12 protein-coding genes are annotated in these 12,450 nt (G+C 69.2%); all 12 read left to right on the top strand.

Annotated elements, in window-relative coordinates; translation table 11 throughout:
• Nucleotides 1-10: 10 nt before the first annotated feature.
• The 12 genes from ACBJ59_RS18420 (at nucleotide 11) to ACBJ59_RS18365 (ending at nucleotide 12,437) form a co-directional block, all read left to right on the top strand.
• On the top strand, nucleotides 11-919 hold the full coding sequence (locus ACBJ59_RS18420; RefSeq protein WP_375111416.1) for a 2-hydroxyacid dehydrogenase: 909 nt from the start codon (nucleotides 11-13) through the stop codon (nucleotides 917-919).
• A 236-nt stretch (nucleotides 920-1,155) separates the two neighbouring features.
• A complete protein-coding gene (locus ACBJ59_RS18415; protein WP_375111415.1) occupies nucleotides 1,156-3,774 on the top strand; it encodes a putative bifunctional diguanylate cyclase/phosphodiesterase in 2,619 nt (872 codons plus the stop codon).
• 204 nt (nucleotides 3,775-3,978) lie between these two features.
• Nucleotides 3,979-5,718 carry an acetolactate synthase large subunit gene (locus ACBJ59_RS18410; RefSeq protein ID WP_375111414.1) on the top strand — a complete coding sequence of 580 codons (1,740 nt, stop codon included), beginning with the start codon at nucleotides 3,979-3,981 and terminating at the stop codon, nucleotides 5,716-5,718.
• Complete coding sequence (gene ilvN, locus ACBJ59_RS18405; RefSeq protein WP_364117873.1) at nucleotides 5,711-6,235, top strand: acetolactate synthase small subunit; 525 nt, start codon at nucleotides 5,711-5,713, stop codon at nucleotides 6,233-6,235. The genes ACBJ59_RS18410 and ilvN overlap by 8 nt, the downstream gene beginning before the upstream one ends.
• 23 nt (nucleotides 6,236-6,258) lie before the next feature.
• Nucleotides 6,259-7,242 carry a ketol-acid reductoisomerase gene (gene ilvC, locus ACBJ59_RS18400; protein WP_375111522.1) on the top strand — a complete coding sequence of 328 codons (984 nt, stop codon included), beginning with the start codon at nucleotides 6,259-6,261 and terminating at the stop codon, nucleotides 7,240-7,242.
• A gap of 160 nt (nucleotides 7,243-7,402) precedes the next feature.
• A complete protein-coding gene (locus ACBJ59_RS18395) occupies nucleotides 7,403-8,380 on the top strand; it encodes an NAD(P)-dependent alcohol dehydrogenase (RefSeq protein ID WP_375111413.1) in 978 nt (325 codons plus the stop codon).
• Nucleotides 8,381-8,593: 213 nt separating this feature from the next.
• The gene (locus ACBJ59_RS18390; protein ID WP_375111412.1) at nucleotides 8,594-9,106 is read left to right on the top strand and encodes a PadR family transcriptional regulator; all 513 of its coding nucleotides are present in this window, start codon (nucleotides 8,594-8,596) and stop codon (nucleotides 9,104-9,106) included.
• A complete protein-coding gene (locus ACBJ59_RS18385) occupies nucleotides 9,103-9,831 on the top strand; it encodes a siderophore-interacting protein (RefSeq protein WP_375111411.1) in 729 nt (242 codons plus the stop codon). The genes ACBJ59_RS18390 and ACBJ59_RS18385 overlap by 4 nt, the downstream gene beginning before the upstream one ends.
• A gap of 63 nt (nucleotides 9,832-9,894) precedes the next feature.
• Nucleotides 9,895-10,662 carry a type I methionyl aminopeptidase gene (gene map, locus ACBJ59_RS18380; RefSeq protein WP_375111410.1) on the top strand — a complete coding sequence of 256 codons (768 nt, stop codon included), beginning with the start codon at nucleotides 9,895-9,897 and terminating at the stop codon, nucleotides 10,660-10,662.
• Between the two features lie 397 nt (nucleotides 10,663-11,059).
• A complete protein-coding gene (locus tag ACBJ59_RS18375) occupies nucleotides 11,060-11,341 on the top strand; it encodes a hypothetical protein (RefSeq protein WP_364117886.1) in 282 nt (93 codons plus the stop codon).
• A gap of 261 nt (nucleotides 11,342-11,602) precedes the next feature.
• Complete coding sequence (locus ACBJ59_RS18370; RefSeq protein ID WP_375111409.1) at nucleotides 11,603-11,884, top strand: hypothetical protein; 282 nt, start codon at nucleotides 11,603-11,605, stop codon at nucleotides 11,882-11,884.
• A 151-nt stretch (nucleotides 11,885-12,035) separates the two neighbouring features.
• Nucleotides 12,036-12,437 carry an ABC transporter permease gene (locus ACBJ59_RS18365; RefSeq protein ID WP_375111408.1) on the top strand — a complete coding sequence of 134 codons (402 nt, stop codon included), beginning with the start codon at nucleotides 12,036-12,038 and terminating at the stop codon, nucleotides 12,435-12,437.
• The last annotated feature ends 13 nt before the right edge of the window (nucleotides 12,438-12,450 follow it).

Genomic DNA, 12,450 nt, shown 5'->3' with positions numbered 1-12,450 from the left:
GGTTCTCGGCATGAAGACCTGGGTTCCGTCCGATTCGGTGGCTGATGTACTGTCCGACCTTCCCGGCGTCGAATGTGCTGTCTATGACGGCACGTCCTCGATGCCGGAAGGGGTGGACGAGGTAGAGGTATGGGTCCCGCCGCTGGTCACCGTGCCCGACGTGCCGGGGACGCTGGCCAGGATGAGCTCGTTGCGGCTGGTGCAGACCGTGACGGCCGGGGTGGATCCGTACCGTCCGCACATGCCCGAGGGCGCGCTGTTGTGCAACGCGCGCGGCGTGCACGACGCGGGGACCGCCGAGTGGGCGGTCGGGGCGATGGTGGCGGTGCTCAGGGAGTTCCCGGGGTTCGTGGACGCGCAGCGCAGGGGTGAGTGGACCTACCACCACACCGACGTGCTGGCCGACTCGACCGTCCTCATCGTCGGCTACGGCTCCATCGGCGCCGCGCTCGAAAGGCGGCTGGAGGGGTTCGAGGTGGACGTCGTACGCGTGGCCAGGAGCGCCCGCGACGGGGTGCACGCCATGGACGAGCTGCCCGCGCTGCTGCCCGGGGCGGACGTCGTCGTGCTGCTGGTGCCCGCCACCGCCGACACCGCCGGGATGGTCGACGCCGGTTTCCTCGCGCGGATGAAGGACGGCGCCGTGCTGGTCAACGCCGCCAGGGGCGGGATCGTCGACACGGACGCACTGATCGCGGAGCTCAAAACGGGTAGGCTACGCGCCGCGCTCGACGTGACCGCGCCCGAGCCGCTGCCCGAGGGGCACCCCCTCTGGAGCGCGCCGGGCGTGCTGATCACTCCGCACATCGCGGGCAGCACCCCCGCGTCCGGGCGGCGCATGCTGCGCCTCATCCGGGCTCAGTTGGAGCGTTACCTCGCAGGTGAGCCGCTGATCAACGTCATAACCGACTCGTATTGAGAGGATTCCTGAACGTGGCTGGTCCGTGACCTCCGGTGCGTACGGTTGCGTTTGCAGGGAGTTCCTGACTCACTGTCAAGGAGCTCTTGGCGGCAATTGGTCTGTCTGGTTATCAGATCGGTGACGACATCGCCGTTGTCACCACCCGCGCACCCGCGACAGCACACACTGGCGAAGTGATCGACCGGGCTTCGGCGGTCGCTGGTGCAGAGTTCGAGACGGGATGGGCAACGACTGTGATCCGCTGGCGTGATCCACGGGTGCCGCCGGCCGCCGCGGCGGCGGCAGGTGCGGTGGCGTTCGCCGCCGTCCTTCTGGCGCAGGCCCCGGCCACGATCACCGGTGCGGTCGCCGGAGGGCTCGCGGCGGTGATCGCCGCTGCCTCTCTGCTGGTCGCCTCGGTGAAGCAGGTCGCCACGCATCGCCCGACGGCGATGGGCGCGCGCTGGATGGGCGGCGGCGCCGTCATCTGGGCCGCGGGAGTGGCGCTGAGGTCGTTCGCCGAGGGCTTCGTGGTCAGCTTCGCCGACATGTTCGTCCTGCTCGGCACGGTGATCACGGCGGGCGGGGCGCTGATCGCCGCCGACCGCAGGTTCCCGGCCAGGGTCGCCTTACGGCATCTCACCGACGCCTACCTGTGCGCCGCCTCGCTCTTCATGATCGGCTGGGTCGTGGCACTGCGGCACGTCTACGCCGAGTCCGCCGACCCGCCCACGTTCACGCTCGTCATGCTGCCGCCGATGATCGCGCTGCTCGTGACGTGCGCCGTCATCCCGTCGGTGATCATGAGCCGGTCGTCCTCGTGGCTGCTCGGCCTGGCGGGGGTGGGCGTGCTGGCCACCATGACCCTGGCCGGGGTGGGCACGGCGGTGGCGCGGCTCCTCGACGGCGACCCGCAGCTCTGGAGCGTCATGCTCGCTCCCGTCGCCTTCCTGCTGGTGGCCGCCGTCCCGTGGGGCCCGCGGTTCGGGGAGGGCGGCCGGCCGGCCGCCGGTCACGTGGTCGGGCTCGCGCCGCTGGCGCTGGTCGGCGTGGCCACGATCACGCTGCTGGCCCACCAGGCGGGCGGCAACGCCGGGCCGCCGGTGTCCGGGGTCGTGGTGGTCGCCGCCTCCGTGGTGCTGCTCCTGCTGGTCCGGCTGTTCGTGGTCTCGGTCGCCAACGTACGCATGCGCGGCCTGGTCAGGCTGGGCGCCCGGCAGCTCAGGGAGCTGGCGGAGAGCACCGGCGACGTGGTGTTCACCTGTGACTACGAGGGTGAGGTCCGGGAGATCGGCGCCGGGGTCGAGGTCACCTACGGCTACCGCCCCGACGACCTGGTCGGCGGGTCGATCTTCGACTACATCCACCCGGAGGACGTGCCGGGCATCCAGGAAGCCATGCGCGCCATGCACCAGGACGAGGAGAACGCCGCCCCCGGCGCCTGCCTGATCGCCTGCCGCGTACGCGCGGCCGACGGCACCTGGCGGCCCACCGAGTCCGTCGCCACCCGCCACGTCGGCGGCGACGAGCTGATGCTCGTGACGACCAGGGACGTCAGCGACGAGGAGGCGCTGCGCAACCAGGTCGCCCACCTGACCTTCCACGACGGCATCACCGGGCTGCCCAACCGCGCCTACTTCGAGGAGCGCACCCGCGAGGTGCTCTCGGGGCGCACGTCGGGGAACGTGGCGGTGATCTTCCTCGACCTCGACGGGTTCACCTCGGTCAACGACTCGGTCGGGCACGCCAGCGGCGACTACCTGCTCGGGCAGGCGGCCCGCCGGCTGCGCGGGGCCGTACGCGCCGACGACACGCTCGCCCGCTGGGGCGGCGACGAGTTCGCGGTGCTCGTGGAGACCGGCGGCGAGGCGCAGGTCGCGGTGGACCTGGCCGAGCGGCTGGTCCGCGCGGTCTCGCAGGAGCCGTTCCGCGTCGCCGACCGCGACGTGGCGCTGACCGCGAGCGTGGGCGTGGCCTTCACCGAGGACGACATGCCGGCCGGCGACCTCATGCGCAACGCCGACGTGGCGATGGCGCGCTCCAAGGAGCTCGGCGGGCGGCGGGTCGAGGTGTTCGCCGCGCAGATGCACGCCGACGTGGTGCGCCGCCTGGAGCTGGCCGCCGACCTGCAGCGGGCGCTGATCGAGCAGCAGTTCGCGATCGAGTACCAGCCGGTCGTGGACCTGGCCACGTCGCGGGTGACCGCGGTCGAGGCGCTGGTGCGGTGGTGGCGCGGGTCGGTGTTCGTGCCACCCGAGCAGTTCCTCGGCCCGGCCGAGGACACCGGGCTGATCGTGCCGCTGAGCGAGTGGATCCTGCGCGAGTCGTGCCGCGAGGTGGCCGCCTGGCGGGCCTCGTCCTGGGACATCGGGCTGTCGGTGAACCTGTCGGCGCGCCAGATCATGGCGCCCAGGTTCGTCGAGACCGTCGAGGAGGCGCTGAGCGAGAGCGGGCTGCCCGCCTCCGCGCTCACCCTTGAGGTGATCGAGGAGATGCTGGTCGAGGACGCCGAGGAGACGATGAAGCGGCTGTCCGAGCTGCGCGCCCTCGGGGTACGCCTGGCGATCGACGACTTCGGCACCGGCTACGCGTCGCTGGCCTTCCTCCGGCAGCTCCCCGTGGACATGATCAAGATCGACCCGTCCTTCGTCTCCGGCCTCGGCAGGGACGACACGCTGACGCTGCTCACCCGCACGATCGTCCGGCTCGGGCACGACCTCGGGCTTATCGTGGTGGCCGAGGGCATAGAGCGTCCCGAGCAGCTCGAACTGCTGAAGCAGATGGGCTGCACGAGGGGGCAGGGCTTCCTGGTGGCACGGCCGATGGCGGCGCGCGGGGTCGACTCCTTGCGGCGGACGAGTCTCACTGTTTGAGACTTGTGTCCAGCAAGTTGACACTGGGGCGTTCCGAGCGGCTATGGTGTAAGCCATGCTTCGCAGTGAGATTCTCGTAGTACTTCGCCGGCGCGCAGGCCGATAGCGAAGCACGACGACCTGCGCGCCGCCCCAGACCCGCCACCTGGTGGGAAGGGGCCTTTTTTATGTCCTTAAGCGAGTAGCCACGCAAGGAACGAGCCGATGACCGAACGGATGACAGGTGCACAGGCCCTGGTGAGGGCGCTGGAGCATGTTGGAGTCGACACCGTGTTCGGGATCCCGGGCGGTGCCATTTTGCCGGCCTACGATCCTCTCTACGACTCGACCAAGGTCCGGCACGTGCTTGTACGGCACGAGCAGGGCGCGGGGCACGCGGCCGAAGGCTACGCGCAGGCCACGGGCAAGGTCGGTGTGTGCATGGCGACCAGCGGCCCCGGTGCCACGAACCTGGTGACGCCGATTGCCGACGCCTTCATGGACTCGGTGCCGATCGTGGCGATCACGGGCCAGGTGGCCGCTCCGATGATCGGCACGGACGCCTTCCAGGAAGCCGACATCTCCGGCATCACCATGCCGATCACGAAGCACAACTTCCTGGTCACCGACCCCGCCGACATCGCCCGGACGATCATGGAGGCCTTCCACATCGCCTCCACCGGCCGTCCCGGGCCGGTCCTGGTGGACATCTCCAAGGACGCGCTGCAGTCCGAGACCACCTTCAGCTGGCCGCCCACCATGCAGCTCCCCGGCTACCGCCCCGTCACCCGGCCGCACTCCAAGCAGATCCGCGAGGCCGCCAAGCTGATCGCGGAGGCCAAGCGGCCGATCCTGTACGTCGGCGGCGGCGTCCACAAGGCCCGCGCCTCGGCCGAGCTGCTGCAGCTGGCCGAGCTGACGAACATCCCCGTCATCACCACCCTGATGGCGCGCGGCACGTTCCCCGACAGCCACCCGCAGCACATGGGCATGCCGGGCATGCACGGCAGCGTCTCGGCCGTGGGCGCGCTGCAGAAGTCCGACCTGATCATCGGCCTGGGCGTGCGGTTCGACGACCGGGTGACCGGCCACCTGCCGTCGTTCGCGCCGTACGCCAAGGTCGTCCACGCCGACATCGACCCGGCGGAGATCTCCAAGAACCGCCACGCCGACGTGCCGATCGTGGGTGACTGCAAGGAGGTCATCAGCGACCTCATCGCCGCCATCCAGGCGTCCGGGCAGAAGGGCGACTACGCCGACTGGTGGACGGTGCTCAACGGCTACAAGCAGACGTACCCGCTGGGCTACGAGACGTTCGAGGACGGCTCGCTGGCGCCTCAATACGTCATGGAGCGGCTGAGCGCGATCGCCGGCCCCGACGCCTACTACGTGGCCGGGGTCGGGCAGCACCAGATGTGGGCCTCGCAGTTCATCGGCTACGAGAACCCCGGCACGTTCATCAACTCCGGCGGCCTCGGCACGATGGGCTTCGCCGTCCCGGCCGCGATGGGCGCGAAGATGGGCCGGCCCGACGCCACCGTGTGGGCCATCGACGGTGACGGCTGCTTCCAGATGACCAACCAGGAGCTGGCCACCTGCGCCCTGGAGGGCGTGCCGGTCAAGATCGCCGTCATCAACAACGGTAACCTCGGGATGGTCCGCCAGTGGCAGACGCTCTTCTACGAGGAGCGCTACTCCAACACGGATCTGCAGAAGGCGCGCCGCATCCCGGACTTCGTCAAGCTGGCCGAGGCCTATGGTTGTGTGGGCCTGCGATGCGAGCGTCCCGAGGACGTGGACGCCGTGATCAAGAAGGCCATGGAGATCAACGACGTGCCTGTGGTGATCGACTTCGTCGTCCACCAGGACGCCATGGTCTGGCCCATGGTCGCGGCAGGCACCAGCAACGACGACATCAAGATCGCCCGTGACATGGCGCCGAAGTGGGAGCACGAGGATGAGTAGGCACACGCTGTCAGTGCTTGTCGAGAACAAGCCCGGTGTCCTGGCGCGCGTGTCGGCGCTGTTCAGCCGCAGGGGGTTCAACATCGACTCCCTCGCGGTCGGACCGACCGAGCACGACGACATCTCCCGCATGACCATCGTGGTCAGCGTCGAGGAGCTGCCGCTGGAGCAGGTCACCAAGCAGCTCAACAAGCTGGTGAACGTGCTGAAGATCGTCGAGCTCGACCCGTCGCAGTCGGTGCAGCGCGAGCTGATGCTGATCAAGGTCAAGGCCGACGCCGAGAGCCGTTCCCACGTGCTGGAGCTCGTCCAGCTCTTCCGCGCCCGCTGCGTCGACGTGGCGGCCGACGCGGTGACCATCGAGGTCACCGGCACTCCCGACAAGCTCGAGGCGTTCGTCAAGGTCCTCGAGCCGTTCGGGATCAAAGAACTCGTCCAATCGGGCATGGTGGCCATCGGCCGCGGCGCCCGCTCCATCACCGACCGGTCCCTCAGGGCACTGGACCGTACCGCCTGAAAGGTTTTGAGCAAGTGACCGAGATCTACTACGACGACCAGGCCGACCTGTCGATCATCCAGGGACGCCACGTGGCCGTGCTGGGGTACGGCAGCCAGGGCCACGCCCATGCGCTCTCCCTTCGTGACTCCGGCGTGGACGTGCGCGTCGGCCTGCCCGAGGGCTCCAAGAGCCGCGAGAAGGCGGAGAACGACGGCCTGCGCGTGGTCACCCCGGCCGAGGCGGTCGAGGAGGCCAACCTCACGATGATCCTGGCGCCGGACCACATCCAGCGTCACCTGTACGCCGAGCACGTGGCCCCCAACCTGGTCGAGGGCGACGCGCTGTTCTTCGGCCACGGCCTCAACATCCGCTACGGCCTCATCGAGGCCCCCGAGGGCGTCGACGTCTGCATGGTCGCCCCCAAGGGCCCGGGCCACCTCGTACGCCGCCAGTTCGAGGCCGGGCGCGGCGTGCCGTGTCTCGTGGCCGTCGAGAAGGACGCCTCCGGCAAGGCCCTCGACCTGGCGCTCTCGTACGCCAAGGGCATCGGTGGCACCCGCGCCGGCGCGCTGCGCACCACGTTCAAGGAGGAGACGGAGACCGACCTGTTCGGCGAGCAGGCCGTGCTGTGCGGCGGCGTCTCCGAGCTCATCAAGGCGGGCTTCGACACGCTCATCGAGGCCGGCTACCAGCCCGAGGTCGCCTACTTCGAGTGCCTGCACGAGATGAAGCTGATCGTCGACCTCATGTACGAGGGCGGCATCTCCAAGATGTACTGGTCGGTCTCCGACACCGCCGAGTACGGCGGCTACACCCGCGGCCCGCGCGTCGTCGGTGACCAGGCCCGCCAGGAGATGCGCCGCATCCTCGGTGAGATCCAGGACGGCACCTTCGCCCAGCAGCTCGTCGAGGAGTTCGACAGCGGCCAGAAGGACTTCCAGCGCTACCGCGACGAGCTGGCCGAGAACCCGATCGAGAAGACCGGTGCCAAGCTCCGTCCGATGATGAGCTGGCTCAAGGCCTGAGTTTCACACGCGCGACGGGCGGGAGTTGCTCCCGCCCGTCGCGCTTTTTCATGCCCGGGCGGGGAATGCGGTGACCCGTTCGCGGGGCGCTCGCCGAAGGGTGGTGCGAGGTATGGTTTTCATATGTCAGGAATTTCTTTCAGGTGTAAGAGGGAGCGCCATGACGATGAAGGCCATCCGCTACCACGCTTACGGACCGCCTGAGGTCATCGAGCTGCAGGACGTCGGCAAGCCCACGGCCGGTGACGGGCACGTGCTCATCCGCGTACGGGCCGCCTCGGTCAACCCGGGGGACTGGCACCTGCTCAGAGGCAGCCCCTACATCTTCCGCGCCATGGCGGGGCTGACCCGGCCCAAGGCCCACGGGCTGGGCGCCGACTTCGCGGGGGAGGTCGAGGCGGTGGGCAAGGACGTCACCGCCTTCCAGCCCGGCGACGAGGTGTACGGCTGCGCCCCCGGAGCCTTCGCCGAATACGTCACCGTGCCCGAGGGCGGCCCGGTGGCCAGGAAGCCGGCCGGGCTGACGTTCGAGCAGGCGGCGGCCGTGCCCACGTCGGCGCTGACCGCCCTGCAGGCCCTGCGTGACAAGGGGCGGCTCAAGGCGGGGCAGAAGGTGCTGGTGAACGGCGCCTCGGGCGGGATCGGCACGTTCGCGGTGCAGCTCGCCAAGGCGTACGGGGCCGAGGTGACGGGCGTGTGCGGGAGCGGGAACGTGGAGCTGGTCCGCTCGCTCGGCGCCGACAACGTCGTGGACTACACCAAGGAGGACTTCACCCGCACCGGGCGGCGTTACGACCTCGTCCTCGACAATGTGGGCAACCGCTCGTTGACGGACTGCCGGCGTGTGCTCACCCCGGACGGGGCGTACATCCCCAACGGCGGCTCCGGCGGCGGTCGCGTGTTCGGCGTCATTGGCCGCATCATCCGGGTGAAGGCGACGTCCGCCTTCGTCCGGCACCGGCTCCTGACGTTCATGACCAGCGAGAACGCGGCCGATCTCGACACCCTGCGCGAGCTGGTCGAGGCGGGCGGGCTCACCCCGGTCATCGACCGGGTTCATCCGCTGAGCGAGGTCCCCGAGGCCATCGGCCACGTCGAGCGGGGGCACGCGAGAGGCAAGGTCGTCATCACCGTCTGACACCCCACCCGCATCGGCTGTTCGACGGGTGAAAATCTGTCGAGCGCCGTGCGGCCGGCGGTGATCATCGCCCGATGAGCTGTGTCTTCTGCCGGATCGCCCAGGCCACCCAGGGGCACACGCTGGTGGTCCCGAGCTCTGAAGCCGCCGTTTCACGAAACTCACGATACGACGTGTTTACTCCGATATATCGTTCGATATAGCCTGCGATACATGATGAACGCACGTCGCAGTCCAGGGACGGGCCCCACGGGGCGTTTCTTCGGGCCGGGCGAGCTGCGCCTGGCCGTCCTGGCCCTGATCGCCGAGCAGCCCGGCCACGGTTACCAGGTCATGAGCCGCCTCGCCGACCGCTTCAACGGCACCTACGAGCCGAGCGCCGGCTCCATCTACCCGACCCTGCAACTCCTGGAGGACGAGGGCCTCGTCCGGGTCGAGCCCGTGGACGGCCGCAAGGTCCACCACGTCACCGACGAGGGCAGGCGCGTGGCCGAGGAGCACGCGGCGGAGATCGCGCGACTGTGGGGTCGCGCGGCCAGCAGGGGCGAGTGGGGGATGTTCCGCGAGCCCGAGGCGGCGGAGATCATCGGCCCCGCGCTGCGCCTGGTCAAGGCGGCCGTGAAGACGCTCGCCCACTCCCACGGGGATCCTCGGGTGATCGAGAGCATCCAGGAGATCTTCGTGGACGCCCGCCACCGGATCGAGGACCTCAGGAGGCAGGTGTGAGGCGCACTCTTGCCCGCAGGCTGCTCGACCGGATGTTCCTCACGGGAGAGGTCGTCGAGGTCGAGCAGCTCACCGCCCGCATGCGGCGGGTCCGGATCGGCGGCGGGGACCTGTCGAACCTGCGGTGGACCCCGGGCCAGCATGTGCGGCTGCTGGTCGGCGACGGGAGCGGCCCGCTGGGCGGTGTCCTGCGCACCTACTCGATCTGGCAGTACGACCCCGCCTGGGAGGCCGTCGAGCTGATCGGCTACGACCACGGCGGCGACGCGCCGGGCGCCTCCTGGGTCAGGAACGCGCGACCGGGCCAGGAGGTCGCCTTCACCCGCCCGGACGGGAGCTTCGTGGTGCGGCCCGAGGCTTCCTATCACCTGTTCGCCGGCGAGGAGACGGCGTCGGTGGCGTTCGGGGCGATGTTGCGGGCCCTTCCCGAGGGTGCGCGCGCGTGCGGCGTGGTGGAGGCCGAGGGGCCGGGCGAGCATCTTGACCTGCCCGGCGGCGGCCTGGTGCGGGTGAACCGGGACGGCGCGCCCGCGGCGCGTTCCGAGGTGCTGGTGAACGCGGTCAGGCAGCTGGACCTGCCCGCCGGGTGGGGAGTGGCGTACCTGGCGGGGGAGGCCCGTACGATCCAGGCCGTGCGCGCCCACCTGGTCGGCGAGCGCGGGTGGAACCGCAGGGACGTGCGGACGAAGCCGTTCTGGACCCCGGGGAGGAAGGGCATGGACTGACCGGGGCGGGGACTCGTCGATCCGTGATAATAATACCGGTATAGTTATCGACGAGGAGGGGTCGTGATCGAGCTCAAGTCAGCCGGTGAGATAGCGGCGATGCGCGAGGCGGGCAGGGTCGTGGCCGCCGTCCAGGCCGCGGTGCGGGACCGGGCGGCGGTCGGGGTGTCGCTGAAACAGCTCGACGAGGTGGCCAGGACGGTCATCGAGGAGGCGGGAGCGGGGGCGTCGTTCCTCGGGTACCACCCGTCGTTCGGGGCGATGCCGTACCCGGGGGTGATCTGCACGTCCGTCAACGGGGTCATGCTGCACGGGCTGCCGACGCCGTACCGCCTGCGGGACGGAGACGTGATCAGCGTGGACTGCGCCGCGTACGTCGACGGGTGGCACGCCGACGGCGCGGTCAGCTTCGCGGTGGGGCAGGCCCGCGCGGAGGACCTCAAGCTGATCAGGGTCGCGGAGGAGACGCTCGCCGCGGGCATCGAAGCGGCCCTGCCCGGCGGCCGGATGGGCGACATCGGGCACGCCATGTCCACGGTCGGGCGCGGCGCCGGATACGGCATGCAGAACGACTTCGGCGGCCACGGCATCGGCCGGGCCATGCACGAGTCGCCGTTCGTGCCCAACGAGGCCCGCCGGGACCGCGGGCTGCGGTTGCGGCCGGGGCTGGTGATCGCGATCGAGCCCAGCCTGATGGCCGGGGGCGGCGACGACTACTACATGGCCGACGACGGCTGGTCGGTGTGCTCGGGCGACGGCAGCAGGAGCGCGCACGTCGAGCACACGGTGGCCATCACCGCGGACGGCCCGGTCATCCTGACCTTGCCGTAGGTTCGCGCATCCGAACGGGAACCTCGTGCCCCTGCTCGCCGCGCCCGGCCGGGCGGAACCCCGCCCGCGCATCGCGTCGAGTTCGGGGCGACGTTTGGAAATAACGAATAGTCCGATATGTGTGGTTATGATCCTCTGCCTTCCCCGTGACGCGCACCAGTGTGACGCCGCACGAGAGCGTGATCCAGGGTCATGGACTGGTAAGGATCGAGGCGGTCGTTTTCCCCCTGCGCACACATAATCGTCAAGTTGAGCGATCTTCATCCACCGTTCGACCATGCGTGCATTTCTGCAGGTCAAGAGCGAAAATATAGGTGTTTGTCAAACTTGAGCAGAGGGCAGATCTTCCTCCGATAGCTACGGAGAGTAGTCGAGAGTTATCCAGGGGAGAATCGATATGTACAGACAACGGCTCATTCTGGCCGGCCTCGTCGGAGGGCTGCTCATGTCCGGCGGCGCCGCGTTCGCCAACGACGACGAGACCGAGATCAACCAGGACCGCGCGCACGCTCCTCAGAGCAGCCTGAGGAGCGTCGACATCTGCTCCAACGGCGACCTCACCCTCGCCGGGGGCGACGTCAACCAGGGCACGGAGGGCGTTCTCGTCCTTGAGACCGGCGACATCCTGAGCCAGATCCTCGGCATCAAGAAGGAAGAGCGGAACTGCTCGATCGGCTGACGTCGATTCTCAGCGGCCGGGAAGCGTAACCCAGGGGCCCGCCTGCAGGGCGGGCCCCTTCCCCGCGCTCACTGGGGCGGCCGATTCTCCTGCCGTCCGCAGCTGATCGCCAAGTAGCACGATCTTCGTCATCTTTTCTCCCGGATCCGGTAATTCCGCGGGTCAAGAGCGAAATATAGGTGTTTGTCAAACTTGGGCGAGGGGCAGATCTTTCTCCGGTAGCTACGGAGAGTAGTCGAGAGTTATCAGAGGAGAATCGATATGTACAGGAAACAGCTCATTCTGGCCGGCCTCGTCGGAGGGCTGCTCATGTCCGGCGGCGCCGCGTTCGCCAACGACGACCAGACCGAGATCGACCAGGAGCACGCGCGCGCTGCTCTGAGCAGCGTGAAGACCGTCGACATCTGCTCCAACGGCGACCTCACCCTCGCGAAGGGCGATGTCAACCAGGGCACGAGCGGCGTCATCGTCCTCAAGACCGGCGACATCCTGAGCCAGATCCTCGGCATCAAGGGCGAAGAGCGGAACTGCTCGATCGGCTGACGTCGATCCTCAGCGGCCGAGAAGCCCAACCCAGGGCCCGCCTGCAGGGCGGGCCCTTCCGCGTGCTCACGCTTCGTACGCGAAAGAGGCGTCGAAGGTCGGCAGGTCGATCCGGTTACGCCTGGCCAGCTCGACGACGGGCTCGGGTTCGATGGTGCCCTGCGATGTGCAGGTGGTGTTCTTCCCCGCGCTGGTGAACATCGCCTTCGGCCTGAGATCCGCCTCGCCGCAGGCCACCGACCTGATCATGGCGTACGGCGGCACCCGCCTCACCGTCCTGCGCGAGGTCGCCGTGCCGACGGCGATGCCCTCCGTCTTCGCCTCGGCCAGGATCTCCGTGCCCGCCTCGATCATCGGCGCGCTGATCGCCGAGCGGCTGGCCACCGGGCAGGGCATCGGCGCCGAGATCCTGCGGGCGATCGGCGGGTTCCGCCATGACGAGGTGTGGGCGGACATCGTGCTCGTCACCGGGGTGTTCATCCTGGCGTACGCGGTCGTGGGCGTCGTCGAGCCGCTCGTCCTGGCCCGCTTCTCGGACCGGCCCGCGGAGTGAGTTGCGCCTGACA

The organism is Nonomuraea sp. MTCD27 (genome assembly GCF_041950495.1).
GTDB lineage: Bacteria > Actinomycetota > Actinomycetes > Streptosporangiales > Streptosporangiaceae > Nonomuraea.
The sequence above is the reverse complement of the archived record's forward strand: the minus strand, read 5'-3'. Positions and strand labels throughout refer to the sequence as shown.

What these genes read in the sequence shown, in the direction of transcription:
- ACBJ59_RS18420 (WP_375111416.1), top strand. Translation starts at nt 11, where the DNA reads ATGAAGACCTGGGTTCCGTCCGATTCGGTGGCTGATGTACTGTCCGAC.
- ACBJ59_RS18410 (WP_375111414.1), top strand. Translation starts at nt 3,979, where the DNA reads ATGACCGAACGGATGACAGGTGCACAGGCCCTGGTGAGGGCGCTGGAG.
- ilvN (WP_364117873.1), top strand. Translation starts at nt 5,711, where the DNA reads ATGAGTAGGCACACGCTGTCAGTGCTTGTCGAGAACAAGCCCGGTGTC.
- ACBJ59_RS18395 (WP_375111413.1), top strand. Translation starts at nt 7,403, where the DNA reads ATGACGATGAAGGCCATCCGCTACCACGCTTACGGACCGCCTGAGGTC.
- ACBJ59_RS18390 (WP_375111412.1), top strand. Translation starts at nt 8,594, where the DNA reads ATGATGAACGCACGTCGCAGTCCAGGGACGGGCCCCACGGGGCGTTTC.
- ACBJ59_RS18375 (WP_364117886.1), top strand. Translation starts at nt 11,060, where the DNA reads ATGTACAGACAACGGCTCATTCTGGCCGGCCTCGTCGGAGGGCTGCTC.
- ACBJ59_RS18370 (WP_375111409.1), top strand. Translation starts at nt 11,603, where the DNA reads ATGTACAGGAAACAGCTCATTCTGGCCGGCCTCGTCGGAGGGCTGCTC.
- ACBJ59_RS18365 (WP_375111408.1), top strand. Translation starts at nt 12,036, where the DNA reads ATGGTGCCCTGCGATGTGCAGGTGGTGTTCTTCCCCGCGCTGGTGAAC.